Annotated in this window: 31 protein-coding genes; 8 read left to right on the forward strand and 23 right to left on the reverse strand. The window is 69.1% G+C overall.

Annotated elements, in window-relative coordinates:
- Window positions 1-76: 76 nt before the first annotated feature.
- The 3 genes from ABZ824_RS08305 to ABZ824_RS08315 all read left to right on the forward strand — a co-directional run bounded on the left by ABZ824_RS08305 (window position 77) and on the right by ABZ824_RS08315 (window position 1,784).
- Complete coding sequence (locus ABZ824_RS08305; RefSeq protein WP_356962563.1) at window positions 77-682, forward strand: hypothetical protein; 606 nt, start codon at window positions 77-79, stop codon at window positions 680-682.
- The gene (locus ABZ824_RS08310; protein ID WP_356962565.1) at window positions 669-1,022 is read left to right on the forward strand and encodes a hypothetical protein; all 354 of its coding nucleotides are present in this window, start codon (window positions 669-671) and stop codon (window positions 1,020-1,022) included. Before ABZ824_RS08305 ends, ABZ824_RS08310 begins: the two co-directional genes overlap by 14 nt.
- 141 nt (window positions 1,023-1,163) lie before the next feature.
- Window positions 1,164-1,784 carry a hypothetical protein gene (locus tag ABZ824_RS08315; RefSeq protein WP_356962567.1) on the forward strand — a complete coding sequence of 207 codons (621 nt, stop codon included), beginning with the start codon at window positions 1,164-1,166 and terminating at the stop codon, window positions 1,782-1,784.
- A 133-nt stretch (window positions 1,785-1,917) separates the two neighbouring features.
- Here ABZ824_RS08315 and ABZ824_RS08320 read toward each other — a convergent pair whose 3' ends face one another.
- From ABZ824_RS08320 to hemL, 8 genes are all read right to left on the reverse strand, one after another.
- Entirely contained in the window at window positions 1,918-2,592 is a 675-nt protein-coding gene (locus tag ABZ824_RS08320) for a Uma2 family endonuclease (RefSeq protein ID WP_356962569.1), read from the reverse strand.
- 129 nt (window positions 2,593-2,721) lie between these two features.
- Complete coding sequence (gene ccsB / locus ABZ824_RS08325) at window positions 2,722-3,687, reverse strand: c-type cytochrome biogenesis protein CcsB (RefSeq protein WP_356962571.1); 966 nt, start codon at window positions 3,685-3,687, stop codon at window positions 2,722-2,724.
- A gap of 2 nt (window positions 3,688-3,689) precedes the next feature.
- Entirely contained in the window at window positions 3,690-5,330 is a 1,641-nt protein-coding gene (locus ABZ824_RS08330; protein ID WP_356963466.1) for a cytochrome c biogenesis protein ResB, read from the reverse strand.
- Window positions 5,331-5,332: 2 nt separating this feature from the next.
- Window positions 5,333-6,160 carry a cytochrome c biogenesis CcdA family protein gene (locus tag ABZ824_RS08335; protein ID WP_355071962.1) on the reverse strand — a complete coding sequence of 276 codons (828 nt, stop codon included), beginning with the start codon at window positions 6,158-6,160 and terminating at the stop codon, window positions 5,333-5,335.
- Between the two features lie 40 nt (window positions 6,161-6,200).
- Complete coding sequence (locus ABZ824_RS08340) at window positions 6,201-6,455, reverse strand: hypothetical protein (protein WP_356962573.1); 255 nt, start codon at window positions 6,453-6,455, stop codon at window positions 6,201-6,203.
- On the reverse strand, window positions 6,452-7,093 hold the full coding sequence (locus ABZ824_RS08345) for a TlpA disulfide reductase family protein (protein ID WP_356962575.1): 642 nt from the start codon (window positions 7,091-7,093) through the stop codon (window positions 6,452-6,454). The genes ABZ824_RS08340 and ABZ824_RS08345 overlap by 4 nt, the downstream gene beginning before the upstream one ends.
- A complete protein-coding gene (locus tag ABZ824_RS08350) occupies window positions 7,090-7,740 on the reverse strand; it encodes a histidine phosphatase family protein (RefSeq protein WP_356963467.1) in 651 nt (216 codons plus the stop codon). Before ABZ824_RS08350 ends, ABZ824_RS08345 begins: the two co-directional genes overlap by 4 nt.
- 359 nt (window positions 7,741-8,099) lie before the next feature.
- Complete coding sequence (hemL, locus tag ABZ824_RS08355; RefSeq protein ID WP_355071957.1) at window positions 8,100-9,437, reverse strand: glutamate-1-semialdehyde 2,1-aminomutase; 1,338 nt, start codon at window positions 9,435-9,437, stop codon at window positions 8,100-8,102.
- 174 nt (window positions 9,438-9,611) lie between these two features.
- On the opposite strand from hemL, the gene ABZ824_RS08360 reads away from it, so the two are divergent.
- Window positions 9,612-9,998, forward strand: a complete 387-nt coding sequence (locus ABZ824_RS08360) for a hypothetical protein (RefSeq protein ID WP_356962576.1) — start codon at window positions 9,612-9,614, stop codon at window positions 9,996-9,998.
- A 21-nt stretch (window positions 9,999-10,019) separates the two neighbouring features.
- Here the strand turns inward: ABZ824_RS08360 and ABZ824_RS08365 are convergent, their stop codons facing one another.
- The 6 genes from ABZ824_RS08365 to hemB form a co-directional block, all read right to left on the reverse strand.
- On the reverse strand, window positions 10,020-10,241 hold the full coding sequence (locus ABZ824_RS08365) for a hypothetical protein (RefSeq protein WP_039802132.1): 222 nt from the start codon (window positions 10,239-10,241) through the stop codon (window positions 10,020-10,022).
- 169 nt (window positions 10,242-10,410) lie between these two features.
- Window positions 10,411-10,641: a hypothetical protein gene (locus tag ABZ824_RS08370; RefSeq protein WP_356962577.1), complete on the reverse strand. Its 231-nt coding sequence runs from the start codon at window positions 10,639-10,641 to the stop codon at window positions 10,411-10,413.
- A 57-nt stretch (window positions 10,642-10,698) separates the two neighbouring features.
- Window positions 10,699-10,959: a hypothetical protein gene (locus ABZ824_RS08375; protein ID WP_356962579.1), complete on the reverse strand. Its 261-nt coding sequence runs from the start codon at window positions 10,957-10,959 to the stop codon at window positions 10,699-10,701.
- The gene (locus tag ABZ824_RS08380) at window positions 10,956-11,438 is read right to left on the reverse strand and encodes a hypothetical protein (protein ID WP_356962580.1); all 483 of its coding nucleotides are present in this window, start codon (window positions 11,436-11,438) and stop codon (window positions 10,956-10,958) included. The genes ABZ824_RS08375 and ABZ824_RS08380 overlap by 4 nt, the downstream gene beginning before the upstream one ends.
- Before the next feature lie 321 nt (window positions 11,439-11,759).
- A complete protein-coding gene (locus ABZ824_RS08385) occupies window positions 11,760-12,275 on the reverse strand; it encodes a hypothetical protein (protein ID WP_355071947.1) in 516 nt (171 codons plus the stop codon).
- A gap of 5 nt (window positions 12,276-12,280) precedes the next feature.
- Complete coding sequence (hemB, locus tag ABZ824_RS08390) at window positions 12,281-13,258, reverse strand: porphobilinogen synthase (protein WP_356962582.1); 978 nt, start codon at window positions 13,256-13,258, stop codon at window positions 12,281-12,283.
- 206 nt (window positions 13,259-13,464) lie between these two features.
- Between hemB and ABZ824_RS08395 the strand changes: the two genes are divergently transcribed.
- The 3 genes from ABZ824_RS08395 (at window position 13,465) to ABZ824_RS08405 (ending at window position 15,485) form a co-directional block, all read left to right on the forward strand.
- Window positions 13,465-14,250 carry a hypothetical protein gene (locus tag ABZ824_RS08395; protein WP_356962583.1) on the forward strand — a complete coding sequence of 262 codons (786 nt, stop codon included), beginning with the start codon at window positions 13,465-13,467 and terminating at the stop codon, window positions 14,248-14,250.
- 36 nt (window positions 14,251-14,286) lie between these two features.
- Window positions 14,287-15,096 (forward strand): tetratricopeptide repeat protein, encoded by an 810-nt coding sequence (locus ABZ824_RS08400; RefSeq protein WP_356962585.1) that lies wholly within the window; start codon window positions 14,287-14,289, stop codon window positions 15,094-15,096.
- A 116-nt stretch (window positions 15,097-15,212) separates the two neighbouring features.
- Window positions 15,213-15,485: a hypothetical protein gene (locus tag ABZ824_RS08405; protein WP_355071939.1), complete on the forward strand. Its 273-nt coding sequence runs from the start codon at window positions 15,213-15,215 to the stop codon at window positions 15,483-15,485.
- Between the two features lie 262 nt (window positions 15,486-15,747).
- Here ABZ824_RS08405 and ABZ824_RS08410 read toward each other — a convergent pair whose 3' ends face one another.
- From ABZ824_RS08410 to ABZ824_RS08430, 5 genes are all read right to left on the reverse strand, one after another.
- Window positions 15,748-17,310, reverse strand: a complete 1,563-nt coding sequence (locus tag ABZ824_RS08410) for a bifunctional uroporphyrinogen-III C-methyltransferase/uroporphyrinogen-III synthase (RefSeq protein ID WP_355071937.1) — start codon at window positions 17,308-17,310, stop codon at window positions 15,748-15,750.
- Window positions 17,311-17,371: 61 nt separating this feature from the next.
- The gene (gene hemC, locus ABZ824_RS08415) at window positions 17,372-18,427 is read right to left on the reverse strand and encodes a hydroxymethylbilane synthase (protein WP_356962587.1); all 1,056 of its coding nucleotides are present in this window, start codon (window positions 18,425-18,427) and stop codon (window positions 17,372-17,374) included.
- Window positions 18,424-19,866 carry a glutamyl-tRNA reductase gene (locus tag ABZ824_RS08420; RefSeq protein WP_355071933.1) on the reverse strand — a complete coding sequence of 481 codons (1,443 nt, stop codon included), beginning with the start codon at window positions 19,864-19,866 and terminating at the stop codon, window positions 18,424-18,426. Before ABZ824_RS08420 ends, hemC begins: the two co-directional genes overlap by 4 nt.
- A 70-nt stretch (window positions 19,867-19,936) precedes the next feature.
- Window positions 19,937-20,764, reverse strand: a complete 828-nt coding sequence (locus ABZ824_RS08425) for a redox-sensing transcriptional repressor Rex (RefSeq protein WP_355071931.1) — start codon at window positions 20,762-20,764, stop codon at window positions 19,937-19,939.
- A gap of 240 nt (window positions 20,765-21,004) precedes the next feature.
- A complete protein-coding gene (locus ABZ824_RS08430) occupies window positions 21,005-21,265 on the reverse strand; it encodes a glutaredoxin family protein (RefSeq protein WP_355071929.1) in 261 nt (86 codons plus the stop codon).
- 222 nt (window positions 21,266-21,487) lie between these two features.
- Here ABZ824_RS08430 and ABZ824_RS08435 point away from each other — a divergent pair, with 222 nt between their 5' ends.
- Window positions 21,488-22,435: an HAD-IB family hydrolase gene (locus ABZ824_RS08435; protein ID WP_356963468.1), complete on the forward strand. Its 948-nt coding sequence runs from the start codon at window positions 21,488-21,490 to the stop codon at window positions 22,433-22,435.
- Between the two features lie 8 nt (window positions 22,436-22,443).
- Here ABZ824_RS08435 and ABZ824_RS08440 read toward each other — a convergent pair whose 3' ends face one another.
- The 4 genes from ABZ824_RS08440 to ABZ824_RS08455 all read right to left on the reverse strand — a co-directional run bounded on the left by ABZ824_RS08440 (window position 22,444) and on the right by ABZ824_RS08455 (window position 25,343).
- Window positions 22,444-23,451, reverse strand: coding sequence for a lysophospholipid acyltransferase family protein (locus ABZ824_RS08440; RefSeq protein WP_355071927.1), 1,008 nt, complete (start codon window positions 23,449-23,451; stop codon window positions 22,444-22,446).
- Window positions 23,448-24,521 carry an NAD-dependent epimerase/dehydratase family protein gene (locus ABZ824_RS08445; RefSeq protein ID WP_355071925.1) on the reverse strand — a complete coding sequence of 358 codons (1,074 nt, stop codon included), beginning with the start codon at window positions 24,519-24,521 and terminating at the stop codon, window positions 23,448-23,450. The genes ABZ824_RS08440 and ABZ824_RS08445 overlap by 4 nt, the downstream gene beginning before the upstream one ends.
- A gap of 209 nt (window positions 24,522-24,730) precedes the next feature.
- The gene (locus ABZ824_RS08450) at window positions 24,731-24,832 is read right to left on the reverse strand and encodes an AURKAIP1/COX24 domain-containing protein (protein ID WP_003402602.1); all 102 of its coding nucleotides are present in this window, start codon (window positions 24,830-24,832) and stop codon (window positions 24,731-24,733) included.
- Between the two features lie 226 nt (window positions 24,833-25,058).
- The gene (locus ABZ824_RS08455) at window positions 25,059-25,343 is read right to left on the reverse strand and encodes a helix-turn-helix domain-containing protein (RefSeq protein WP_356962590.1); all 285 of its coding nucleotides are present in this window, start codon (window positions 25,341-25,343) and stop codon (window positions 25,059-25,061) included.
- Window positions 25,344-25,389 lie beyond the last annotated feature (46 nt).

The following is a 25,389-nucleotide window of genomic DNA, read 5'->3' on the forward strand; positions in this document are numbered from 1 at the left end:
ACCGGCCGAGTCACTCGAGGGAACCGACCGAGGGAACCGAAACCGTGGCTGGTGCGTCAAAGGATGTTGAACAGCAATGAAGTTGGCCGTCAGGACGTTGCGCTACCTCCGCCCGCTGGAGCGCTGGAGCCGCATCGGGGCTGACGCGCCAGCACCGAGGAAGCAACGAGATCTCGGACTGGCACCGATCCGGTGCGACTACGCGGGGGTTGAGATGAAGATACGTGCATTGATAGTCGCCGCAGCAGCGGTGTTCAGCCTGATCGTCGGGGTGGTCCAAAGCCCGCTGTCCCATGCGTCATTCCCTTGGGGGGCGTGCGGAAACAGCTCGCCTGCGGACAAGGTCGTCACAACCTTCGGCGACTGGAAACTGCTGTGTGGAGACGAGGAATCAGGTTATCGGCACATCCAGCAGAGGCACATGAGCGAGTGGGAAGGCCTTGCGGGAATCGAAGGCCGCAATTGGAGGGACATCGCCGACATGGCGATCGCCAAAGCTCACGACGCACCCGACTGGCACGGCTCGGTCGGGAGCGGCAAGTACTGTTACACGGGGCAGATCTATCTCGTCAACCGCACCACGGGAGCTATAGCCAAGACGGTTCAGCCCACCGTGATCGTGAACGAAAAAGGCAAGATCATCACCGCCTACCCGGGAGGAGCCTGTGGTGGAAAAGTCTGATCCCGGTCTGGATGAACTCACCGCTTCGGTGATCCGCGCCGGTAACGAGTGGGGATACCAGATCGACCGCGACAGCGCAGGTCGGCTGCTACTCACGGCTGTAGGCGAATCGCCGGTGGCTCCCCCCGTCGAGTTCCGGTTCAACGACCAGGAACTCCGCGACTACTACGCGCGCCTCGCAGCGAAAGCTGGAACACCGACCGGCGAGAGCACGCCGTGGAAGACGTGGATGGTTCTGATGTCGACCCACCTCAGCGAGGCCGTTTACAAGGCGGGGGTGCTCAACCAGCCATGCGTCATCGTGATCGATAGCGCTGGATTCTGGGCCGAACCGGTGTAGCCAGCGGCCGAGGTTCCTCAGAGGAATGCTTGCGGCAAGCCCATACCCTGCGACAACCCGAGAATCGCCGCGACAGCAGGCTCTATTCGAGCGCACGAATATGTTCCAGGATGGGCATCCGCTGACCAAGGAGGTAACTCGGTGCCCGACGCAGACGCGGATGGCCGGTTCGATCTGCTGCTGTGCCGCGCGATTCCGCTGGTCCTCGCTCCGGCGGGTACTGCAGTCGCTCCGCGGGTGTGGGGAGTCGTACGCGCGGACTCCGGACATGCCCGCATCGTGCTATCGCCGGACGCGGCGATGGTCTCGGGAATTGCGGTGGACTACGAATTGGCCTCCGGCACACTGTTCGATGTCACCGGCGCTATCGACCACGCGCGGTTCACCATCGCGCCCGCTGTCACACAGCTATTGGTTGACCACGAGGACCAACCGCGTGACAGCCACGGCAACACCGTCCTCGCCGCGGCCGATACCGGGTTCGACTACACCGCCGGAGCCGATTCGGGTGACCAACGCCTGTTCAGTCTGTTCAGCCTCTTGGTCGGCGGCGGCCTGCCCTGGTTCGCGGACGACTACACCTTCGCGGGCTTCCTGTACACCGACGCCGACACCTGCCGCATCTACATCCATGTCACCCGCACGGACCGCACCTACGGCATCGACCTGGCCGTCAGCGGCGACGACGGCCGCCCGACCGGCTATGCCTACCTCGCCCAAGAGTTGGCACCGCTGGCCCGTACCGGCGACCTCGCTCGATAGCCGGTCCTCGACGACACTGACGACTACTGCGACAGCGTCGTGGATCTGCGCGCCTGGATGGGACCGGCGGGGTCCGGAGCCTCCAGCACTGTCTGACCACCGGGTCTGAGCAGCCGCTACTGTTCCACTTGACTCACCGAGTCTCACCGAATGAGTCGAGTTGGAGTTCGGTCCACGGGATGGCGATCGCGAACGGGCGGCTGAATTCGAGACCGTCCGAGTTCTCGTGGGTCCACTCTGCCGCGACGATGTAGTTGGCGGAATGGAGCGGCTGTGCGCCGTTCGGGAGTTGCGCATGGCCGATGTCGAGGCCGTAGACACGGACGACAGCGATCGCGCTGACCTCACGGTCCAGCGTCACCTCCCAGAGCCAGGGGATGCCAGCGCTGGCGTAGCGAATCTTCTTGGCTTCGATGTCCGTCTGTGTGATGGCCGGGGACAAGAGCTCACCGGCCAAGAGAACATCACTTCCCCGTACGTCCTGAGAGGGCGATTCGAGACAGCGGTGGACGAGGAAGTCCGGCTTCAGGAAGTCGGATTTTCCCGTGCGGCCGAGGAACACATTGGTTTCGGAGTTGACGCGCCAGCCACGTTCCGACTCGTCCGACATCGACATTCGTGCACAGCGCTCAAGGGAGTTGGCGAACCGGCCTGCGAAGACCCGCCAGTCGCCGGGCTCGCGCCCGACCCAAACCACGCGACCGTTCCACAACTCGATTTGCTGCGCAAGCTCGTCGGGTAGCCGCTGCAATTCCTCCCACGTCATCGATTCGGGAAGGTCCGACCGTTCGATGCGTGGGAGCAGCATGCAGCGATCGTATTGAGCGATGCTGCCCGACGCACTCTCGTTCTTCCGGACGGATGCGAGTGGAGCTGTCTGCTGCGGTCCGACGATCTGTGGAACCTGAACGAGCGCGAGCACTCGGACCAGCGCGAGTCAGTTCAGGCCCGCATACGAATGCAACCCGCTGATCACCATGTTGATGATGAACAGGTTGAACAGCATCGCCACGAAGGCCGCGATGTTGATCCAGGCGGCCTTGGTGTCGCGCCAGCCGGAGGTGGCGCGGGCGTGGAGGTAGGCGGCGTAGAGGACCCAGGCGATGAAGGAGCAGGTTTCCTTCGGGTCCCAGCCCCAGAAGCGGCCCCAGGCGGCTTCGGCCCAGATGGCGCCGAGGATGACGCCCGCGCCGAACAGCGGGAAGCCGATGATGGTGGCCTTGTAGGCGAGCCGGTCGAGGGTGCGGGCGTCGGGCAGGCGGCGGGCGATGGCGCCCAGCACATTGGCCGACTCCTGGCCGTCCGGCTGACGCAGGCGGTAGAGGAAGAGCATGCTCGCCACGCCCGCGAACAGGAAGACGCCGCTGCCCACGCTGACGATGGTGACGTGCACCGGCAGCCAGAACGACTTCAACGCGGGCACCACGGGTGCGGCGTCGGCGTAGAGCACCGTGCCTGCGAGGAACAGCAGGATCAGCACCGGCACCAGCAGGAACACCCACATGGCGCGGTAGCGCTGCTCGCGCAGGAGCGCGATCCCGACCAGCACGGCGGCCGCCGTCGCCATGGTGACGAACTCGTACATGTTGCCCAGCGGGAAACGGTGCGTCGCGAAGCCGCGCAGCACGATCGCGCCCACGTGCAGCGCGATGGCCACCATGAGCACCGAGAACGCCATGTTGCCCAGCCGCTCCGACAGCGGCCGCCCCGCGGGCTCGCTGACACGGCCGGGTCCCTGCGGTGTCGACCCGCCGCCCACCGTCACCAGTTCCCGCTCGGAGACCTGGCGGCTGCGCGCCGTCGCGTACTGCCAGATCAGCAGCACCAGCACCAGCGCGTACACCACGATCGCCGTCTTGAAGGCGAAATCGCTGTACCTGGCGATGGTCTCGTCGATCGGCATCGTCACTCTCCCGTGGTCTCGGCGTGCTCATCGAGCAGGCGCGCGCGCAGCCGGTCGAACTCGCCGCCCCAGCCCGCCTGGTCGGTCCTGGCGAGCCCGCCCATCTCTACTACAGTGCGTCGTTGGTCCACGGTACCGGCTGTGTCCTCGGCCGGGTAGACCCGCACCCAGATCCGCCTGCGCTTGATCAGCAGCGAGACCAGCAGGCCCGCCATCATCAGCAGCGCGCTCACCAGCACCCACTGCTGGGCCGGGTCGTGCGAGACCTGAAGATTCACGAACTCCTGCGCGCCGTCGAAGGTGACCTTGGTGCCGTTCGGCAGCGTGGTCGACTCGCCGGGACGGAGATTGACCCTGGCCTCCTTGGCGAGCCTGCCCTGCTTGACCTGCTCAGGATCGAGGGCGAACAACGATTGCGGCTTACCGGTGTCCAAGCCGGTGTCGCCGCGATAGATGTCGACCGCGACGGCGGGATCGTTCATCGCGGGGTACGCGGAGGACAGCAACGATCCGTGGAACATCGCCGTGGGCGCGAACAAGCCCTCGATCGCGATCTGGTTCTTGCGGCGCTCCTCGTCGGTGGCGTACATGCCACCGGGCGGGTCGATCCGCAGCACGCCGCTGGACAGGAACGTCGAGGCGTCGTCGGGCCGCCACTGAATGGACTCGGTGCGGGTCTGGCCGTTGGGGAAGGTCACCGTGAAGGTGGGCGCGTAGCCGTGTCCTTGCAGGTAGAGCCGGTCACCCGCGACGCGGAGCGGATGGTTGACCTGCACCCTGGTGTCGCGCCAGGTATTCGTCCGCAGATCGTCGCCCGCCTGGTAGGAGAGGTTCGCGGTGAACATCTCCGCTTGCCCGTTGGTCAGGTAGTCGGCCTGGAAATCCTTCACCCGCACACACACCGGGGTCATGCCGGTGCCGTCGTTGACGTTGCCCGCCTTGAACGAGTCGAACACCGCGGGCGAGGTGGTGCAGAAGCCGGGGCCGTTGTTCGCCAGCACGATGACGCTGCCCTCGTAGCCGAACAGCTTGCCCATCGCGATGGCGACCAGCAGCCCGACGAGCGCGAGGTGGAACACCAGATTGCCGAGTTCGCGGGTGTAGCCCTTCTCCGCGGACAGCGCCAGTTCACCCTCGCGGGGGCCGGGGCGGACCTCGGTGCGCCAGCCGCGCAGCTGGGCGCGGGCGTGGTCGATCAGCTCCTGCGGCGACCGCTCGACCCGGCCCGCGTAGTGGTGCGGAAGCCTCGTCAGATTGCGCGGCGCGCGCACCGGCGGTGTGCGCAGAGCGCGGTAGTGGTCGAGCGTGCGCGGCAGGATGCAACCGACCAGTGAGATGAACAGCAGCACGTAGACGGCCGTGAACCAGAAACTGGAGAACACGTCGAACAGCTCGAAGCGGTCCATCCACGGGCCGAGCGTTGGCCGGCTCGCGATGTACTGCTCGACCTTCTGCTCGTTGAGGTTCCGCTGTGGCAGCAGCGCGCCGGGAATCGCGGCCAGGGCGAGCAGGAACAGCAGCACCAGGGCGGTGCGCATGCTGGTGAGCCCGCGCCAGGTGTTGCGCAGGAACGCCCAGGCCCGCCCGATCAGCGATTGACGCGGCGGACGCTCGGGACTTTCGATCGTGAGGTGGTCGGTCACGGTCATATCGGCAGGGTCACCTCGGAGACGAACGCGTCGCGCACCCAGGCGACGAACTGGTCCCACGCCCCGGTGACCAGCGCGGCGCCGACCGCGACGAGCAACATACCCCCGATGATCTGAATGGTGCGGGAATTGCGGCGCAGCCACCCGACCCCACGCAGCGCGCTCGCCGACCCGAACGCCAGCACCACGAACGGCAGACCGAGGCCGAGACAGTAAGCGACGATCAGCGCGACCCCGCGCACCGCCGTGGTCCCGTCGGTGCCCGCGGCCACGGCCATGACACCCGACAACGTAGGGCCGAGGCACGGCGTCCATCCCAGCGCGAACACCCCGCCCAGCAGCGGAGCGCCCATGAGGCTGGTGAGCCTGCGCGGTTCCATCCGGGTGTCGCGCTGCAACGCGGGCACCAGGCCGATGAAGACCAGGCCCATCAGGATCGTCACCACACCGCCGATGCGTTGCAGCAGTTCGCGATTCACGTTGAGGGTCTGGATGACGCCGAACACGGTCGCGGTGGCGAGCACGAAGACCACGGTGAAACCGGCGACGAACAAACCGGCCGCACCCGCGACCCGCATCCGTCCCGACCGAAGCGGCCGCGCGGCAGTCGCGACGCGTCCGCCGGTGGCCTCCGCCACCGTGGCAGGCGGCGCCTCCGCGCCGACGAGTCCGGCCAGATAGGACAGGTACCCCGGCACCAGGGGCACCACACACGGCGAGGCGAACGACACCAGACCCGCGAGCAGGCACGCGCCGAGCGCCAGCAGCAGCGGCCCGGAGGCCGCCGTCTGCTGGAACGAATCACCGACTGCGGCGAGCACCATCACAGGTCCTCCCCGGTACGCGGCGCGGTGCGCGCGAGGGTCACACCGAGTCCTCCCGCGTTTCCTCCGGCGATCGTCCGGCGCCGCGGCGCGGCGCTACCGTGCGCTCGGTGGCCGCGGGTTCCTCGGCCGCGTCGAACGCCGGGAAGTCCAGCAACGACTCGGCCGCGACGCTGCGCGGCACGGTGGCGATGCCCGCCCACCGGTCGTCGACGGCCCATCCGCCGCCGATTCGTCGGGCGCCCTGCCGTGGCCGACAGGCACGCAGGTGGCGGGTACGACGGTCGCGATTCACTGTGATTCCTCCGCGGCGATACTTTCGACCACTGACTGCAGATCTTCGGCCAGCAGGGACCGCAGGAATACCGCGGCGACCCGGTGTTGCCGGTCGAGGACGAGCGTGGTGGGGATGACACTGGTAGGGAAATTCCCGCCGAGCGCCAAGAGCGTGCGCATCGACGGGTCGTAGACGGACGGGTAGCCGACCTTGTTGTCGACCACGAAATCTTGGGCCTTGTCCTGTTGCGGGTCGCGGACGTTGATGCCGAGGAAGGCGACGCCTTTGTCCTTGGTCGCTTCGTAGACCTTTTCCAGGGCGGGCGCCTCGGCGCGGCACGGACCGCACCACTGGCCCCACAGGTTGAGTACCACGACCTTGCCCGCGTAGTCCTCCACCGAGGTGGTCTTGCCCGCGGTCATCAGGTCCGGACCGGCGAGTTTGCCGATGGTGCCGCGCGCGGCGGGCGGGTCGTAGCGGATGTCGGTCTTGCCGCCGGGCGAGACGAATTCGAAGGTGCCGCCCGAGGCCACCGCGTCCGAACCGGTCGAACAACCCGCGAGCGCGGCGATCAGCGCCACGCACGCGAGCAGAGCCGGCAGCACCCGCCCGGCGCGCGCCGAGGGCGGGATGGGGAACGCGGTGCGGTGCGTCATGCGCCGTGTACCGAGGGGTCCGAGCCGCCCGCGGGCTCGGAGTAGACGATGTCGACCAGCGTGTCGCCGTGATAGACGAGCGAGGTCAGCGAGGCGAGCGAGCACTGCCGTTGCCGGGGGTCGTGCCATAGGCGCTGGCCTTGGAGGAACCGCCGAAGCGTCCACACGGGTAGCTGGTGGGAGACGAGCACGGCCTCCCGCCCGGCCGCTTCGACCCGGGCTTTGTTCACGGCCGCCAGCATGCGGTGCGCGATCTGGAGGTACGGCTCGCCCCAGGACGGGGTGAAGGGGTCGCGCAGCTTCCACCAGTGCCGCGGCTTGCGCAGCGCGCCGTCGCCGACCGAGACGCGCAGGCCTTCGAAGGTGTTGCCCGCCTCGATGAGGTTCTCGTCGGTGCGCACGATGACGTCGTGCTGCGCGGCGATCGGCTCGGCGGTCTCCTGAGCACGCTGCAGCGGCGACGCGATGACCACGGCGATGTCGTGATCGGCCAGGGTCCGCGCGACAGCGGCGGCCTGCGCACGGCCCGCCACCGAAAGGCTGAAGCCGGGCAGGCGGCCGTAGAGGATGCCGTTCGGGTTGTGCACCTCGCCGTGGCGCAGGACGTGCACGATCGTCTCGATCGCGGCGCCGCCGCCGTCGTGCACCCGGTCGGTGGCGCTGGTCCGCGCGTCGGCGTGCTCCGCCGCCTCGGTTCCATTGGTCTCGGTCTCGGCCGGAGCCGGCTTGTCCCCTTTACGCGCCGCGACGACCTGCGCGTCCGACGACGCGGCAGCCGCCGCGAACTGGGCGCCCGCGTCGACCAGGCTGAATTCCTCCGATCCTGGCTCGGCGGTCTGCGTCCCGGCGCTCGCGGCGGCGAACTGCTCACCAGCGTCGATCACGGTCGCGTCCGCGGCCGGATCGACCGCAACGGCGGTCGCGCCGTGCGTCGCGGTCACGTCCGGCGCGGCGGACGGCTTGGCCGGCTCGCGCCGGGCGGCATCGGGCTGATCGAGGTCGGAGGTCACGCGCGGGATCCTTCGGGGGTGGCGGCCGCCGCCGCGTGCGCGGCGGCGGGCAGGGCGGCAGCGATACGGTCGAACGCGTCCTCGTCGAGCGCCGCGGAGACGAACCACGCTTCGAACGCGCTCGGCGGCGCGTACACGCCACCGTCGAGCAGGGCGTGGAAGAACGCTGGATAGCGCCAGGTCTCGCTCGCCTTGGCGGCGGCGTAGTCGGTGACCGGGCGTTCGGCGAAGAACACGCTCACCATATTGCCTGCGAACTGGACCTGATGCCCGACCCCCGCGGCGGTCAGCGCCGAGGTGAACAGCTCGCCGAGCCGCCGCGCGTTGCGGTCCAGCGCGGCGTACACCGCCTCGTCGGCCGCGCGCAGTGTGGCGAGGCCCGCGGCCACCGCGACCGGGTTACCGGACAGCGTCCCGGCCTGGTAGACCGGCCCGAGCGGCGCGAGGTGGTTCATGATCTCGGCGCGACCGCCGAACGCGGCCGCGGGCAGACCGCCGCTCATCACCTTGCCGAAGGTGTAGAGGTCGCCCGCGACGCCTTCCCGGCCGAACCAACCCGCGGCGCTGACCCGGAATCCGGTCATCACCTCGTCCATGACGAGCAGCGCCCCGTGCTCGGCGGTGAGCGCGCGCAGTCCCGCGTTGAATCCGGGCAGCGGCGCCACCGCGCCCATGTTACCCGCCGCCGCCTCGGTGATCACGCAGGCGATCTGACCCGGGTTCGCGGCGAACGCGGCGGCGACGGCGTCGATGTCGTTGTAGGGCAGCACGATGGTGTCGGCGGCCTGCGCGCCCGTCACGCCGGGCGAGGTGGGCAGCCCGAGCGTGGCGACGCCGGAGCCCGCGTCGGCGAGCAGCGCGTCGACGTGGCCGTGATAACAACCGGCGAACTTGATGATCTTGGTGCGTCCGGTGTAGCCGCGGGCCAGCCGGACCGCGCTCATCGTCGCCTCGGTGCCCGAGTTCACCAGCCGTACCCGCTCCACCGGCGTGACCCGCCGCACGATCTCCTCGGCGAGTTCGATCTCGGCTTCGGTCGGCGCGCCGAAGGACAGGCCCCCGCTCGCCGCGCCGCGCACCGCCTCGACGACCGCCGGATGCGCGTGGCCGAGGATCATCGGCCCCCAGGAGCAGACCAGGTCGACGTACTCGTTGCCGTCCGCGTCGACCAGCCTCCAGCCGTCGGCCGAGGCGATGAATCGCGGTGTGCCGCCGACGGATCGAAATGCCCGCACCGGAGAGTTGACGCCACCCGGAATCACCGAACTCGCCCGGTCGAAGAGCTGAGCGGAAACCGGCACAGCTGCACTGGTCACGCGCGGAGAAGAACTCACGAGTTCCAGTCTCTCAGCACCGGAAAATCGGCTTGACGACAGGGTGTAGTGCAGTGATGCAGGCCGCAGCCGCCCGGCAACACGCCGAGGTGGGGTTCGCGCGGATTTCGATCGCTGAACGGTTGCCGGTGCGTAGTCTCAGCTCACATTCGTCCATCGTTCGGGAGGGTCTGCATGCGGATTGCCATCGTCAGCGTGGGTGTGCTCGCCGTCGTCGCGGGGGCCGCAATGGCACTCGGCGCCGGATCCGCCGCCGCGCAGCCGCTCGATCAAATCGACGACGTGCGGGTGGCCATCCCCTTGGACCACACGGCGACCGCAGCGCTGGCGGGCGGGCCGATTCCCGCCGTGGTCACCATGTTCGTCCCGCCCAGCCGGATCGGCGCCGGACTGAAGAACGACTCCGCGATCTACCGCGACGACCGCGGTGCGGTGCACGCCACACTGCGCCAGGTGGTGCTGGAAGCGGCGGGCCATCCGGACGGCACGGTCACCGTCTACCTGAACGCCCCCGGCACCCGCGACGGCCGTGTGCTGGACATCTACCAGCACTGGAACTGAACGGGCGCCGGGCCGCCGCCGTCAGGCGTACATGCAGGGGACCTGCGCCGACATCGTGTGCAGGAAGCACATGAACCCGTTGTAAGGGCCCGCGGATCCGGAATCCGGCACGAAGATCGGCGCATCGACCGGGTTCGCGTCCTCCAGTGGCAGTCCCGGGGTCGCGCCTGCGGGCGCGGCCCCGAATCCAAGGGCGGCGGCCACGGCAAACGCGGCACAAATCTTCACGGCGAACCGGTTCATCGAACACTTTCCTTCATCGACGCACGTACCAAATACGGCCGAAATACTAACGGCCGCAGGGCCATTCCAACCAAAGCGCACGGTCGGCGGGCGTCGGGCGCCGAAACGGGGGCGGTAGCACGGTAACCCGAAGGCGCGCGGTGCGCAGCGGTTAGCAGGCAATCCGTGGCTACGTGATGCCCAGACAGAACGCGGCGAAGCCGGTCGTCACCAGGCACGCCAACGGCGTCGGCAGCGCGTGCAGCAGCGGTGCCGGCGGCGTGGCCGCGAAGGCGGGTGTCACCGGAACAGGCTCTTGCGGAACGGTTTCGGCGGACGCGGTGGCTGGTACGGCCGCGGCCGCGCCGATCACACCGGCCGCCACCGCACCGAAAAGTGCTCGCTGGACAGTTGGTTTCATGTGATCGGCGTTCCCGCTGCGCGCAGCATGAAACAACCGCAGACGAATTCGCGTCGATCAGCGCACGGCTCCGGCGCCACGCAGTCCACGCGCGAGCCGGGCCGCGGCGTCGATGGCGAGCACACCGGCCACCGCGACGAGCAGGGCGGCCAATAGCCACCAAGGCGCGGAATAGCGGATCGCGGTGAAACCCGGGGCGTCGCCGGACGGCGGGAAATCGGTGGTGCGCATGCCCGCGCGTGCGCTCAACGCCGCCCCGATCAGCGCGAGCACGAACAGATCCACTTCCACCAGCACCGCGACCAGCCAGCGCCTCATCGGTCCACTCCGTCCGAACTGCGTTGAACGGCCTCGGTCAACGCCGCGCGCAGCGCCTTGTGGTCTCTGGCCCAGGCCTGCACCAGGCTGCCGTCGGCCAGCCGCAGCCCGATGCCGGTACGGCGGCGCGGCACGCCGCTCAGCTCACCGAGCGCCCTGGCCGACTCCCACTCTTCGTCGTCCCAGGAGTTCTCGTCCCGTTCCGGCATGACCTCCGCGATCGAGCTCAGCGGGAGCGACTCGGTGCCCGAACGCAGCGTCTCCGCGGTGAGTTCGACGCCGACGTGCCGTTTGCCCGCGACCACTTGCAGTGCGACGAAACCGGCGATCAGCGCGGCACAGAACAGCAGGGCGAACCAGTGCACGTCACCACCGGTGACGAGTTCCAGAACGAGAACGGCCAGGCACAGGGTCGGCCCGTAGGCTACGGCGCGCCAGCGGGCGCCCGGCTCGGTGAACAAGACGGCTTCGGCGGTCACGCCGGAGCCCCCGCGGCAGCGTGGACCAAGGCGGAGAGCGGAATCAGCGACTCAAGCCGGGCAGCAACAGCACGGCGACGGTCAGCACGGCGAACAGAATCAGCAGACTCAAGACGGCCAGATCCCGCCGAATGCTGTGCGGCTGCTGGATCACCACTCGCATCGATGCCTCCGATCCTCCGGAGCCATTTGCCGAGTTCGCGCGCGTAATAAGCGCCAACGAACGGCAGACGACTACCGGTTTCCACGTCCACTGTGACAACCCTCACCATACATGCCGGACTGTCTCGGACAAATTGGAAACCTGTTCCATTCAGAGCCTCAACGCCTGCCCGGCTGGAAGTAAGCGGTGGCTTCGGGCCGGTGGGACAGATAGATGGCGCCGACCGCGAGCACGCCCTGCACGATGGAAGCACCGCCCGCGACGAGCGAGGCCGTCCCGGTCACCGCGTCGATGGCCAGCAACGCGCCGACGCCGATCACCACGGACCAAGCGCCGAGGACCGTCAGCACGGTGCGCGCCCACGGTTTGCCACGCCCGAACTGGTGCACGATCACCAGAGCGAGCGCGGACAGACCGAGCCCGATCAGCACCACGACTACGTAGACCAGCGACACCATCAGCTCGGCGCTTGCCATCGTGACCTGCGGATCTTGCGTCCTGGCCTGCTCGAAGACCTGCTCGGCGAACGTGCGCCGCTGATCCAGGGCAGCGACGATCGAGGCGATCAACTGCACCACGCCGAATCCGACGACACCCCACCACAGCTGCCGCGCGGTACCCACGTCCTCCGGCATCGGGGGCCGGGCCGAGCCCGCGGCGAACGGTCCCGCCATATTCGTCACGACAGCCAGTTCGCGGCCTCGGTCGCCCAGTAGGTGAGCACGAAGTCCGCGCCGGCCCGGCGAATGCTCAGCAGCGACTCGAGGACGGCGCCGCGGCGGTCGATCCAGCCGCGCTCGGCGGCGGCGGTGATCATCGCGTACTCGCCGGAGATCTGGTAGGCGGCGACCGGGACCGTCGAGTGATCGGCGACCTCGCGGAGAATGTCCAGATACGACATGGCCGGCTTGACCATGACGATGTCCGCGCCCTCGGCCAGGTCCAGTTCGAGCTCGCGGATCGCCTCGCGCCGATTTGCCGGGTTCTGCTGATAGGTGCGCCGGTCGCCTTCCAGCGAGGAAGCGACCGCTTCCCGGAACGGTCCGTAGAACGCCGAAGCGTATTTGGCGGAGTAGGCCAGGATGCCGGTATCGATGCGCCCGGCCGCGTCCAGACCGCGCCGGATCGCGCCTACCTGGCCGTCCATCATGCCGCTGGTGCCGAGCAGGTCGGCGCCCGCCTCGGCCTGGGCGAGCGCCATCTCGACGTAGCGGTCCAGCGTCGCGTCGTTGTCGACCGCGCCATCGGCCGCGAGCACACCGCAGTGCCCGTGATCGGTGAACTCGTCCAGGCAGGTGTCGGCCATGACCACGGTCGAGTCGCCCACCTCGTCGGCGAGGGCGCGCAGGCCGCGGTTGAGGATGCCGCGCGGATCGCTGGCCGCGCTGCCGACCGCGTCCTTGTCCTCCGGACGCGGCACGCCGAACAGCATGATGCCGCCGACACCCGCCGCGACCGCCTCGACCGCCGTCTTGCGCAGCGAGTCGAGCGAGTGCTGCACCACGCCCGGCATGGAGCCGATCGGACGCGGCTCCGCCAAGCCGTCGGCCACGAACATCGGCAGCACCAATTGCCGTGGTTCCAGTGTGGTTTCGGCCACGAGACGGCGCAGAGCGGGAGTACGGCGCAACCGCCGTGGGCGGTCCATTCCGGTCATGAATCGCACGATACGCCCGGCGCGATCCGCTGTCGCGAGCGCCCGTGGCCCGCTCCGCGACGCCGGGCCCGACCCTCTGGGACAGCTGCCGCGCGTTACCCGGCGATCACTCATGCCATCCGAGTGATAACAGTGTGCGAAATCACACATTACCCCCCTGACGAAGGCGCATACTCCGACTAGGCGAGACCCGCTGGGGGACAAGCATGACCGATCCGCACATCGACATCTCGCTGGCCAGAGCCGCCGACTTCGAGTCGTGGGCGGCGGTGTTGCTGGCCGACTGGTGGCCCGTGCTCACCGACGGTCTGCCTCCGCCCGCGTTCATGCTGCGAGTCTGGCGTGCCACCGACGCCACCGGGCAGAACTTCGCCGTGGAGTTCGTCGCACGCCAATCGGCCGCGCCCGAGGTGATGCCGGGCGCGCACGTCGCCTTCCGGATGCTCGGCATCCGGCCCGACGAGCCCGAGTGGATACGCAGCCGGGGGACGCACCTGGCCGGCGGCACCGAGGACGCCATCGTCCAGTTGCGCTTCTCCGACACCGCCCGCTGCGTCTTCCTCCGCCTGCAGAGCAGGCCGTGCCAGGTGACGGAGGCGGCGGGCCGACGACTGTGCGCAGGGGCGGAGACCAGCCTCCGGTTTCCGGACACCACTTCGGGGCCGCTGGACGTGCGCGTGGCCCGCAACAGCGCACGGCATCTGCTCGCCCAGCACAGCGCACGGCATGCCACCCCGGCCGATCCCTTACAGCTCGGGCCGCCGCAGCGGGTCGCCGACATCGGCTGGGCCTTCATCTTCCCGTGGTCGACCACGTCCTGGTACCTCGACGGCTCGGTACCCACGCTTCCGCCGGGCAGCCGGGGGCCGATCGTGGTCGTCAAGGACACCGGACACACCTGGCTGCTGGACAGCCTCCGCAACTACGACGCGCAGCTGACCGCTTACGCGCACGCGAACGGGTACCGCGTCCCGATGGAACAGGCGCGATGATGGACGGCGTGGTGTTCCGCGAGACGGGCTGTTGAGATGACCGAGCCGCCGAGCGAGGTCGAGTTGGTCGCCATGCAACGGCGCGCCGAAGCGCTGTGGTACGCGGGCGACGCGGCGGGCGCCGAACGCTGGCTGCGCCGGGCCGCCGCGGGTGGCAGCGCGCCGGCGATGGGCATGCTCGGCGCGCTGCTGGGAGCCGACGGGCGGATCGGCGAGGGGATCCACTGGCTGGAGACCGCCGCCGGCCGCGGCAACGAAGCGGCGGGGATGCAGCTGGGCCTGCTGCACACCGAGCGCGGGAATATCGATGAGGCGGAGCGCTGGTTGCGGCCGGCCGCCGAGCGCGGGTTGCCGGAAGCCCTCTGCAATATGGGCGTCATCGCCAACCGGCGTGGACGCGACGAAGAGGCCGAGCAGTGGTACGAACGAGCTGTCCGCGCCGGAAACCCCACGGCCATGCGCAGTCTCGGCTTGCGCTTGGCGCGCCGCGGCGAATTCGACCGCGCGATCGACCTGCTCACCGAGGCCGCGCGGCGGGGAAGGACCGATGCGATGGCGGTGCTCGGCGCCTTGCATCTGGACCGCGGCGAGCCGATCGAGGGTGAGCGGTGGTTGCGCAAGGGCGCCGAAGCGGGCGACCCGGACTCGATGTTCCACCTCGCGCTATTGCTGCGCGCCGCGAACACCCCCTACCTCGCAGGCGATTTCGCCGACCCCGAGGTGCTGCGGACCGCCGCCGCCATCGCGACCGGCCGCACTCCGGCGCAGCGGGAAGCCAGGCAGTGGCTGGAACGCGCGGCCGCGCTCGGCCATCCGCAGTCGATGCGACTGTTGCATGATCTGTGAGCCACTGGACGCTCGAAAACCCTTCTGGCCAGCCAAGTTTGTCGGTCCCCCCGGGTACAATCGAAGGTACGTTCGAGGGGGCTCGCCCGCCCCCGATCGCCACGGGAGGGATGCCAATGCGCACACCACAAACCGTTCTCATCGATCGCCCCTACACCCCTTTGCAGAAGCGCCCGCTGCCTCCGGGCCGCCCCAAGGCGTGGTACGTCCTGCACAACCGGCGGCTCAAGGCGATGCGCCTGGCGATCGCACTGCTCGACTCCGGCGTCTACGCACCGAGTTACGCCACAAACAAGCGAATCAGGCACACCGCCGAGGTGATCGGCATCCGCCCACCCTCCGACGCCACCTGCTCCATGGTCCGCACCTTGATGCGCAGACGGTACTGAGATCCGATCGCCGGTTCGGGTCGCGGTCGCGAAGCCGCATAAGCGAGCCTTCGCGACCGCGAATCACCCCTGACGCGCCCAGCGCACCGCAACCACGTCTTTCGAGCGAAGCGAGACCGAGCCTGGTCCGTTCGCGGCCCGGCTCGCGTTTGCACGGCCGTCGCGTACGCGACGAAGGAGCAAGCGGCGGTCGTGCAAACGCGAGCCATAAGGGGCCGCGAACACCCAGCGCCGCAGGCGCTGGAAGACCGACACAGCAAAACTACCTACTGCGGCGGCTCTTCTTGCGCGGCGGCGGCAGGAGTCCTTCGGCGCGCAGCCGGGCCGCGTGCTCGGCCAGCGCTTCGACCAGGGGACCGACCTGGGCCACATCGGGCTGCACGTCGACGCGCAGGCCGAATTCGATGGCGGTTTCGGCGGTCTTGGGGCCGATGCAGGCCACGATGGTGCGGGCGTGCGGCTTGCCCGCGATGCCGACCAGGTTGCGCACCGTGGAGGACGAGGTGAACAGGACCGCGTCGAAACCGCCGGTCTTGATCATCTCGCGGGTCTCCGCGGGCGGCGGCGAAGCGCGCACCGTGCGGTAGGCCGTGACGTCGTCGATCTCCCAGCCGCGATCGCGCAGGCCCTCGGCCAGCGTCTCGGTGGCGATGTCGGCGCGCGGCAGCAGCACCCGGTTCACCGGGTCGAACACGTCGTCGTAAGGCGGGAAGTCGGCCAGCAGGCCCTCGGAGGACTGCTCGCCGCTGGGCACCAGCTCGGGGTTGATGCCGAACGACCGCACCTTGTCGGCGGTGGCCTCCCCCACGCAGGCGATCTTCACACCGGAGAACGCCCGCGCGTCCAGACCGAATTCGGCGAACTTTTCCCACACCGCGCGGACCGCGTTGGTGGAGGTGAACACCACCCACTGGTAGCGACCGTCGACCAAACCCTTGACCGCGCGCTCCATCTGGGCGGGGCTGCGCGGCGGCTCGACCGCGATGGTCGGCACCTCCATCGGGATGGCGCCGTGCGTGACGAGCCGTTCGCTCATCTCCGCGGCCTGGTCCTTGGTGCGCGGCACCAGCACGGTCCAGCCGTACAGCGCGCGCGACTCCCACCAGGACATCTTCGAGCGCTGCGCGACCACCTTGCCGATGGTCACCACCAGCGGGCCGACCAGTTCGGAGGCGGCGCTGTTCAGCGTGGCCAGAGTGGCCTCGATGGTGCGCTGCTGGCGGGTGGTGCCCCGTACCGTCACCGCGACCGGGGTCTGCGGCGCCATGCCGTGCTCGACCAGGGCGCTCGCGGTCTCCGCGAGATGACCCGAGGTCGAGTGCAGGACCAGCGGGCCGGGCGCGGCCGCGAGCGCGGCCCAGTCGACCTCGCCGCGCACGTCCGCCTCGGTGTGCCCCGAACCGAGCGCGATGCCGGCGTAGCTGGGCACCGCGGAGCCGTTGGGCAGGCCGGGCAGCACCTCGAAGACCATGTGCGAGCGGGTGACGGCGTTGACCTCGGCGATCACCGAATCGGTGGTCAGCGGGTCGCCCGCGACCACGCGCACCACGTCGTGCCCGGCACGCGCTTCGGCGATGAGCGTCTTGGCCACCTCGGCCGGCTCGCCGAGCGCGGGCCGCACGTCGACGGGACGTTCGCCGTCGGGCCCCGGCTCGACCGAGGTGCCGATCAAGGCGAGCACACCCTTGTCGACATCCGGGTCGGTGAACGCCAGCGTCGCCCGCCCGATGACCTCACGGGCCCGCACCGTGAGCAGCGCCGGGTCACCCGGACCCGATCCGACGAAAAGGATGCGACCGGGGTGCTTCTTCGTGGCTCGGCTCATGCCTGCACCTCGCTTGCGCTCGGCTCCGGCATACCCGAAGGCACGGTGCCTATGCTTCCGCTCATCGGCTGTTCTCCATTGGGCTGGGGTTGGGCAAGTCTGTGGCGGGCGAACTCACCGCCCGGGTGGGGGAACCGTCGTCCGGTTCGGTCGCGAGCAACTCGCGCGCACCCATGTCGAGCAACTCGCGGGCAAGTGCGCGGCCGAGCTCGGCGGCGTCGTCCGGGGCGCCGACCACCGATGCGCGCAGCACGTCGGATCCGTCGACGGCCGCCGCGCACGCGCGCAGCGACAGCTCGTCCACGATCCGCCCTTCGTCGTCGAGCGATTCGACCACCTCGGCGAGCGCACCGATCGGTGCGGTGCAGCCCGCCTCGAGTTCGGCCAGCAGCGACCGCTCGGCGACGACCGACGCGCGGGTGGCCGCGTCGTCGAGGCCGGAAAGGATATCCACCAGCGCGGTGTGGTCGCTGCGGCATTCGACCGCGAGCGCGCCCTGCGCGGGAGCGGAGAGCATCTGCACCGGCTCCAGCGACTCGGTGACCGCGTCCAGCCGATCGATGCGAGCCAGTCCGGCTCTGGCCACCACCACGGCGTCCAACTCGCCCTCGCGGACCTTGCGCAGCCGGGTGTCCAGGTTGCCGCGCAGCGGGACGATGTCCAGACCCAGCCCGAGCGCCCGCAACTGGGCGGCGCGACGCGGCGCGGAGGTGCCGACCTTCGCGCCCGCGGGCAGCTCGCCGAGGACCAGTCCGTCGCGCGCGACCAGCGCGTCACGCGGGTCCTCCCTGGGCGGGATGGCGGCGATGGTGAAGCGCGGGTCCTGCGCGGTCGGCAAATCCTTGTAGGAGTGCACGGCGATGTCGATCGCGCCCGCCGCCAGCTCGTCGCGTAGCGCGGAGGTGAACACGCCGACGCCGATCTTCTGCACCGGGTCCGACGACAGGTCACCGGCGGTCTTGATGACGACCAGCTCGGCGGGCTGACCGGCCGCGATCAGCGCGTCGCGCACCGTGCCCGCCTGGGTCAGCGCGAGCAGGCTCCCGCGGGTGCCGATCCGCCACGGGGCACGAGTGCCTTCCGCGGTGGCATTGCCTTCTCGGTGAACCATGGTCATGCCGTCTGCCCCTGTTCCTCGCCGCGATGGCCCGCGGTGAAGTCGTCGGCCAGCGCGATCTCCCCGTCGGCCAATGTGATCTCGGCGCGGTCGTCCGCGAGCGCGGTGATCTCCATCGGCGCGGCGACCGCCTGGGCCGCGCCCGGCTTCAGTTCGAACAATTCGCGCAGCGCCTCGGCGTAGCTGTCGCCGCCCGGCGTGGAGGCGAGCTGCTTGACCCGCACCGTCGGCGCGTGCAGCAGCTTGTCGACCACCCGGCGCACCGTGCGCGCGACCTCGTCGCGTTCCGGGTCGGCGAGGCCGGGCAGCCGCGAATCCAGACGCAGCAGTTCGGCCTCGACCACCTCCGCCGCACGCTGGCGCAGCGCCGCCACCGTCGGGGTGACCTCGGCCATCCGCTGTCCGGCGAGATACTTCGCGAGCTCGTCGGCGACGATCGATCGGGCGGCCGCCGTGTCGTCGGCGGCGGCGCCCGCGGCCGGATCGCGCTGCAAGGTCTCGATGTCGATGAGTGTGACGCCGGGCAGTCCGGCCACGGCGTGCTCCACATCGCGCGGCAAGCCGAGATCGCAGAACACCAACGGCCGGTCCACCGTGGCGAATTCCTCGCCGCGCTCGCGGTCGGTGAGCGCGCGGTGGGTGTCGGCGAGCGTCACGACCGCGCCGACCGCGCCGGTGCAGGTGACCACCACGTCGGTCGCGGACATCGCCTCGGTGAGCCGCGACAGCTCCATGGCCTCGGCCTCGACGCCGTGCGTCCGCGCGGTCTCGGCGAGCCTGCGCGCCCGCGCGATGGTGCGGTTCACCACGATGATCCGGCCGATCCCGGCTCGGGAGAGATGCGCGACCGCGAGACCGCCCATGGCCCCCGCTCCGACCACCGCGGCGGTCCGGCCGGCCAAGGGGCCGAGCACCTGCTGCGCGCGATCGAGCGCGACCGACACCACCGACGCGCCAGCGCGGTCGATGCCGGTTTCGGCGTGCACCCGCTTGCCGACCCGCAGCGCGTGCTGCGCCAGCTCGTGCAGGGTCCGCCCGACCGCGCGCTGCGCGTCGGCGGAGGCGTAGGCCCCGCGAATCTGGCTGAGCACCTGCTGCTCGCCGACCACCATCGAGTCCAGGCCACTGGCGACCGCGAACAGATGCTCGGCGGCGGCCTCGGAGTATCGGACGTAGGCGTGCTTGGTCAGATCCGGCATCGGCAGGCCGGAGTGCTTGGTCAGTAGATCGCCGATCTCGGCGAGACCGCCGTGGAAGGCGTCGACCACCGCGTAGACCTCGACCCGGTTGCAAGTGGAGACGATCATCGCCTCGGACACATGACTCGAGGAGATCAGGCGGTCGATCAGCTTCGGCCGGTCGGTGTCGGTGACGGCCACCTTCTCCAGCACGGGAACCGGCGCGCTGCGGTGCGAGATGCCGACGAGGAGAACGCTCATGCCGTCACCGTCCCGGCACGAACGGAATCCTCCGCCGTGCTGTACTGCATGATTCGCTCGCTGCGCTCACTCATGGTGTGACCACCGATCCCTTGCTGCTTGGCTCCGTTGCCGTATGCGAGGTTGCCGTATGCGGGGTTGCCGAGTGCTGGAGTGCCGGATGCGAAGTCGGCAGGCGGTGCGCGATGCGACCCGACCCGGCGTGCGCGACCGGCAGCGGAGCCTGCTCCGCGTTGCGCACCCGTTCGAACGACAGCATCTGCATCTCGACGGCCAGGTCGACGCGACGGACCTCGACCGTGGCCGGTGCGACCAGCTCGCAGGGGGCGAAACTCAGAATCGACTGCAGTCCGAACGCGACGAGCCGATCGCACACGTCCTGGGCCGCGTCGTCGGGAACGGTGATCACCGCGATGGTCGGCTCCAGCTCGGCGACCGCGGCGGCCAGCTCCGCGACGTCGCGCACCACGAGTCCGGCGACCGGCATGCCGATCACCGCGGGGTCGCTGTCGAGAATGCCGACCACGGTGAAACCGCGCCGCTGGAACCCGCCGTAGCCCACCAGTGCCCGGCCCAGGTTTCCCGCGCCGACCAGCACGACACGGTGGCCCTGCGACAGACCGAGCACATCCTCGATCCGGGAGCGGAGCTTGGCCACGTCGTAGCCGACGCCGCGAACGCCGTTGGGGCCGAGGAAGGATAGATCCTTGCGCAATTTGGCCGAATTGACACCCGCCGCGACAGCCAGTTCCTCACTCGATACGATGGCAACACCGTCGTCGGCCAACATGGCGAGGACCCGAAGATAGGTAGCCAGCCGCGCGACGGTGGCCTGCGGGATGTCCTTCTGCAGAGCCCTGCCGGAGACGCCGCCTGGCGCCTCATGCTGCTCTGTCACGTCGTCGGCTCCTCGTCCCGGGCCTCGGGCTCCGGTTCGTCGCTCGACCCTTCTGACCCGGGGGCGGTCCGGTGCCATGGTGTCGAAGTTTCGGATTTCGGGGCGGCTCCGCAGCCTCGGCATGCGGGTCGCGTTGCCACCACCGTAACTGCTTGTGAAGCCCTGCACAAAGTCGGTGAAATTGGCCTCATTTTCCGCCGCGACCAGCACAGTGGCCGAATCGGACGGAAAACGGCGCGCTCAGCGCTCCAGGTCGGCCCGCAATCGAGTCTCGTCGACATCGAAATAGCTGTGTTCGCGGCCGTCGAGCAGGACGACGGGAAGCCGGTCGCCGTACTCCGCGCGCAGGCCAGGGTCGGTAGCGGCGGCTTCGTCGACGTCGACGGTCGCCGGTTCGAAACCGAATTCGGCGCAGATCACGCGCAGCTGTTCCAGTGCCGTCGCACACAGTCCACAGCCCGCGCGAGTCAGCAATGTCACCGAATGTGTGTGATTGGTCATGACGGAATTCAATCAGCGGCCGGAACGCCATGCGGGCTCGGTGCGCGCCACGCGATTGTGTCGCGCGCCGCCTTCTGCCGTGACTGTCGGCCGATCCGGCTACTGTTGACATGGTTCGCGCGACGGGCGGAGGTACTGGTGCCGGAACGATCGAAGGTGGCGAGGGCCGGATTCATCGCGGGACGATTCGGTGAGTTTCCGGCGCGGTGGAATCTGAGCCAGATGGGCCAGGGTCTGCAGGACCAGCTCGCCCGCATCTCGCGCAGCCCCTTCGGCCCGAGTGAAGAGGAACTGCGGGCCAATCTGGCCGGTGAGGCGAGCGCGGACGCGGCGCTGACCCTGCACGACGCCGAGCTCGCCGCGGGCGAGGTGGAGGCCGCTGGTCCCGAGGCGCCGCGCGACTTGACCGCGGCGGCGTTCTTCGACGTCGACAACACGATGGTGCAGGGCGCCTCGATCGTGCATTTCGCTCGCGGTCTGGCGGCGCGCAAGTACTTCAAGACCTCCGATCTGGTGGATGTCGCCTGGAAACAGGTGAAGTTCCGGGTCACCGGCAAGGAGAACAGCACCGACATGGCCAGCGGCAAGGAGAAGGCGCTGGCGTTCATCGCCGGGCGCTCGACCGCCGAACTGGCCGCGCTGGGCGAGGAGATCTACGACGAGATCATCGCCGACAAGATCTGGCCCGGCACCCGCGCGCTCGCGCAGATGCACCTGGACGCGGGCCAGCAGGTGTGGCTGGTGACCGCGACCCCGGTGGAGCTGGCGCAGGTGATCGCGAAGCGGCTCGGGCTCACCGGAGCGCTGGGCACCGTGGCCGAGAGTGTCGACGGGAAGTTCACCGGCCGCCTGGTTGGCGACATCCTGCACGGACTCGGCAAAGCGCATGCGGTGCGCACCCTGGCGATCCGCGAGGGCCTGAACCTCAAGCGGTGCACCGCGTACTCCGACAGCCACAACGACGTGCCGATGCTCTCGCTGGTCGGCACCGCCGTCGCGATCAACCCGGACTCGGATCTACGCGAGGTCGCCAAGAACCGCGGCTGGGAGATCCGCGACTTCCGAACCGGCCGCAAGGCGGCAAAGATCGGCGTACCCACCGCCCTGGCCCTCGGCGCAGCGGGCGGTGCCGTAGCGGCGGCGGTAACCCGCCGCCGCGACGGTCACTAGCGCATCCGCTACCCCGTGAAAACGTTGCGGCGTTTGGTGAGCAGTTTGTAGAGCGTCTGCTGGATGGTCTCGCGCACTTGGTCGGTGACCTCGAACATGGTCATCGGGTCGTCGGCGGCCTCGGGCTCGTACGGCGCGGTCGGGATGGGGGCGCCGAATTCGATGTACCACTTCGACGGCAGCGGCACCGCGCCCAGCGGGCCGAGGTGCGGGAAAAGCGGCGTCACGGGGAAATACGGGAGACCCAGGAGCCGGGCCAGCGGCTTGAGGTCGGCCAGCTTCGGGTAGATCTCCTCGGAGCCGACGATGGAGCACGGGATGATCGGCACGCCGGTGCGCACCGCGGCGGCGACGAAGCCGCCGCGACCGAAGCGCTGCAGCTTGTAGCGATCGGTGTACTGCTTGCCGACGCCCTTGAACCCTTCGGGGAACACGCCGGTCAGCTCGCCGGAGCGCAGCAGCCGTTCGGCGTCCTCCCGGCAGGCCAGCGTGTGGCCCGCCCGGCGAGCCAGCACCCCGAGCACGGGCGTCTCGAAGATCAGGTCGGCCGCCAGCAAGCGCAACGCGCGCTGCTTGGGATGCCGATCGTGCACGGCCAGCTGCAGCATCAGACCGTCGATCGGCACGGTGCCCGCGTGGTTGGCCACGATCAGCGCGCCGCCGGCTTCCGGGAGATTGTCCATGCCGCTGACCTCCACCCGGAACCACAGGTCCGACAGCGGACGCAGGGCGGGCAGGATGACCGACTCGAGCAGATGCTCGTCGAAACCGAACTCGTCGACCTGGTAGTCGCCGGTGAGCCTGCGGCGCGCGAAATCCGCGGTCTTGGAGATCTGCTTGCCGAGCGCGCCGCGCAGCATTCCCGACAGCGACTGGGGCGCGGCGGGCGCGACCGCCGCGCGCCGCTCCACCAGCGACGTCACCGGACTCGGAGCGGCCAGCCTGCGTGGCGCCGGCCGCTGGCGCGCCTCGGTCTGGAGGTCGTGGAGTCGGATGACTTTCGCTACGTCGTTCATTGGTGTGCTCCCGTACCGGCCCCGAGCAGGCCGAGCAGTTTGTGTTCTGCGGCGTCGATCCACGCTGGATCGACCACGGGCCGCAACGCTGCGCCCCCGATGAAGTCGTCGAATGCCTGCACCGTCGTCCAGCGCGGCACGAACCCGAATTCGGTGCGCATGCGCGTGGTGTCCAGGCCACAACCGAAGTGGAAATAGTCGAGCTGTTCGGCGGAGAACTCCCGCAGCACCGGGCCCATGAGCAGGCGACCCGCGGTGCGGAACACCGTGAAGGGAACGGGCAACTCGATCCGGCCCGCCCGCCGGACCGCCTGCGACAGCGACAGCGCACCGTCGCCCGCGATGTTGTACGTGCCACCTGCCGCGCCGCGCGCCGCGTGGGTCAACGCGGCCACCGCGTCCTCCTCGTGCAGCAGCTGCATTCTGGCGTCCCGGCCGAATACGGTTGGGGTCACCGGCGAACGCAGATATTGCGCACCGCGGGCGGCCAGCCGCGGGCCGACGATGGGGGCGAATCGCAGAATTGACGTGGCGATATCGGGGCGCCGCCGGGCCAGCCCGCGAACATAACCCTCTATATCGATCATGTCCCGCGCGAAGCCACCGCGCGGCGGTGTGCGCGCGCTCATTTCCTCGGTGAATTTCGCGGGATCCTTGGCGCTGCAACCGTAAACCGCCGACGAGGAGCGCAGCACCACCCGGCGCACCGAAGCCACCTTCTGGCACACCGCGAACAGCTGCATCGCGCCGAGGACGTTGTAATCCTTCATCACCGCGCGACCGCCGCCCGCGGGCGGGCGCGTCAGCAGCGCGGTGTGCACCACGGTATCCACCTCGCCACCATCGATCACCTTACGGATCAACGGATTTCGAATGTCCGCCCGCACGAATTCCGCGCGGCCCATGCGCCGCTGCAACTCTCGGCTCGGCGTCATCGTGTCGACGGCGAGGATCCGCTCGATCGCGGGTTGCTGAGCGAGGCGGGCGACGACCGTGCCGCCGAAGAACCGGCTGGCCCCGGTGACCAGCACGACCTTCGGCGCGTACACTTCCCGACCCTCAGAACTCACCGGCACCCGCTTTCCCTTGCCAGCCGCCCTTGTGATTATTCCCAGTGCCCAGCGTAGCGGTTACCTACCCGCGCACCGAGAGTATTAACCAGGATCTAACGATGACTTCAGTCACGTGATACAAACGGTGATTCCAAAATTTCAAGTTTCAAATAAAAGAGCCCGTCACCTATTGGTGACGGGCTCGCGCAGCTACCACGCAGCGATGCCTACTTGCCGAGTTTGCGCCGCTGAACACGCGTGCGGCGAAGCAGCTTGCGGTGCTTCTTCTTCGACATGCGCTTGCGGCGCTTCTTGATCACAGAACCCATAGGGTTGTCCTCGCGTTCTCTCTACTCGGCGCGCACGCTGCCCGTGCGCGATTGCCGGACGCCCGTCTGCCGCGCCCCGGCCGACGGGCCGGGGTCACTCGGCAAGCCTCACGCCCCGTGTTCGCGCCGCCGGATACCACGGGGCAACGAACAACGATGCCACCGGCGGGCGAACACGAACCGAGGAGCTATCGTACCGTCACGCCCCAGCGGTACCGAAACCGCCTCATCCGGCATCGAAATAGGACGTTTCCAGATAGTCGTGCACCGCCTTGGCGTGCACCCGGAACGATCGTCCGACGCGCACAGCGGGCAACTCGCCCGAGTGCACGAGCCGGTAGACCGTCATCTTGGACACCCGCATCAGACTCGCCACTTCGGCGACGGTGAGAAACTGGGTGCCGCCGCCGAGTACAGGTTGCCCCTGTGTCGCGGCCTCACGCTGTGCGCGGGAATTCCCCCGACCTGCTGCGGGACCGGAGCCGCCGGACGCTCCGGAATTCGCAGACATCTTGTTCGCAGACATCATTGCACCATTGACCTCCGGCACGTCCGCG

This window comes from Nocardia sp. NPDC047038, from assembly GCF_040644075.1.
Classification (GTDB): domain Bacteria; phylum Actinomycetota; class Actinomycetes; order Mycobacteriales; family Mycobacteriaceae; genus Nocardia; species Nocardia sichangensis.

Excerpts from the sequence above, each read along its gene's own strand:
- hemC (WP_356962587.1), bottom strand. The coding sequence starts at position 18,427 with ATGACCATGGTTCACCGAGAAGGCAATGCCACCGCGGAAGGCACTCGT.
- ABZ824_RS08410 (WP_355071937.1), bottom strand. The coding sequence starts at position 17,310 with ATGAGCCGAGCCACGAAGAAGCACCCCGGTCGCATCCTTTTCGTCGGA.
- ABZ824_RS08450 (WP_003402602.1), bottom strand. The coding sequence starts at position 24,832 with ATGGGTTCTGTGATCAAGAAGCGCCGCAAGCGCATGTCGAAGAAGAAG.
- ABZ824_RS08420 (WP_355071933.1), bottom strand. The coding sequence starts at position 19,866 with ATGAGCGTTCTCCTCGTCGGCATCTCGCACCGCAGCGCGCCGGTTCCC.
- ABZ824_RS08370 (WP_356962577.1), bottom strand. The coding sequence starts at position 10,641 with ATGAAACCAACTGTCCAGCGAGCACTTTTCGGTGCGGTGGCGGCCGGT.
- ABZ824_RS08430 (WP_355071929.1), bottom strand. The coding sequence starts at position 21,265 with ATGACCAATCACACACATTCGGTGACATTGCTGACTCGCGCGGGCTGT.
- ABZ824_RS08305 (WP_356962563.1), top strand. The coding sequence starts at position 77 with ATGAAGTTGGCCGTCAGGACGTTGCGCTACCTCCGCCCGCTGGAGCGC.
- ABZ824_RS08455 (WP_356962590.1), bottom strand. The coding sequence starts at position 25,343 with ATGTCTGCGAATTCCGGAGCGTCCGGCGGCTCCGGTCCCGCAGCAGGT.
- ABZ824_RS08435 (WP_356963468.1), top strand. The coding sequence starts at position 21,488 with ATGGGCCAGGGTCTGCAGGACCAGCTCGCCCGCATCTCGCGCAGCCCC.
- ABZ824_RS08345 (WP_356962575.1), bottom strand. The coding sequence starts at position 7,093 with ATGACGCACCGCACCGCGTTCCCCATCCCGCCCTCGGCGCGCGCCGGG.
- ABZ824_RS08360 (WP_356962576.1), top strand. The coding sequence starts at position 9,612 with ATGCGGATTGCCATCGTCAGCGTGGGTGTGCTCGCCGTCGTCGCGGGG.
- ABZ824_RS08320 (WP_356962569.1), bottom strand. The coding sequence starts at position 2,592 with ATGCTGCTCCCACGCATCGAACGGTCGGACCTTCCCGAATCGATGACG.
- ccsB (WP_356962571.1), bottom strand. The coding sequence starts at position 3,687 with ATGCCGATCGACGAGACCATCGCCAGGTACAGCGATTTCGCCTTCAAG.
- ABZ824_RS08375 (WP_356962579.1), bottom strand. The coding sequence starts at position 10,959 with ATGAGGCGCTGGCTGGTCGCGGTGCTGGTGGAAGTGGATCTGTTCGTG.
- ABZ824_RS08385 (WP_355071947.1), bottom strand. The coding sequence starts at position 12,275 with ATGGCGGGACCGTTCGCCGCGGGCTCGGCCCGGCCCCCGATGCCGGAG.
- ABZ824_RS08365 (WP_039802132.1), bottom strand. The coding sequence starts at position 10,241 with ATGAACCGGTTCGCCGTGAAGATTTGTGCCGCGTTTGCCGTGGCCGCC.
- ABZ824_RS08395 (WP_356962583.1), top strand. The coding sequence starts at position 13,465 with ATGACCGATCCGCACATCGACATCTCGCTGGCCAGAGCCGCCGACTTC.
- ABZ824_RS08400 (WP_356962585.1), top strand. The coding sequence starts at position 14,287 with ATGACCGAGCCGCCGAGCGAGGTCGAGTTGGTCGCCATGCAACGGCGC.
- ABZ824_RS08440 (WP_355071927.1), bottom strand. The coding sequence starts at position 23,451 with ATGAACGACGTAGCGAAAGTCATCCGACTCCACGACCTCCAGACCGAG.
- ABZ824_RS08405 (WP_355071939.1), top strand. The coding sequence starts at position 15,213 with ATGCGCACACCACAAACCGTTCTCATCGATCGCCCCTACACCCCTTTG.
- hemB (WP_356962582.1), bottom strand. The coding sequence starts at position 13,258 with ATGACCGGAATGGACCGCCCACGGCGGTTGCGCCGTACTCCCGCTCTG.
- ABZ824_RS08335 (WP_355071962.1), bottom strand. The coding sequence starts at position 6,160 with ATGGTGCTCGCCGCAGTCGGTGATTCGTTCCAGCAGACGGCGGCCTCC.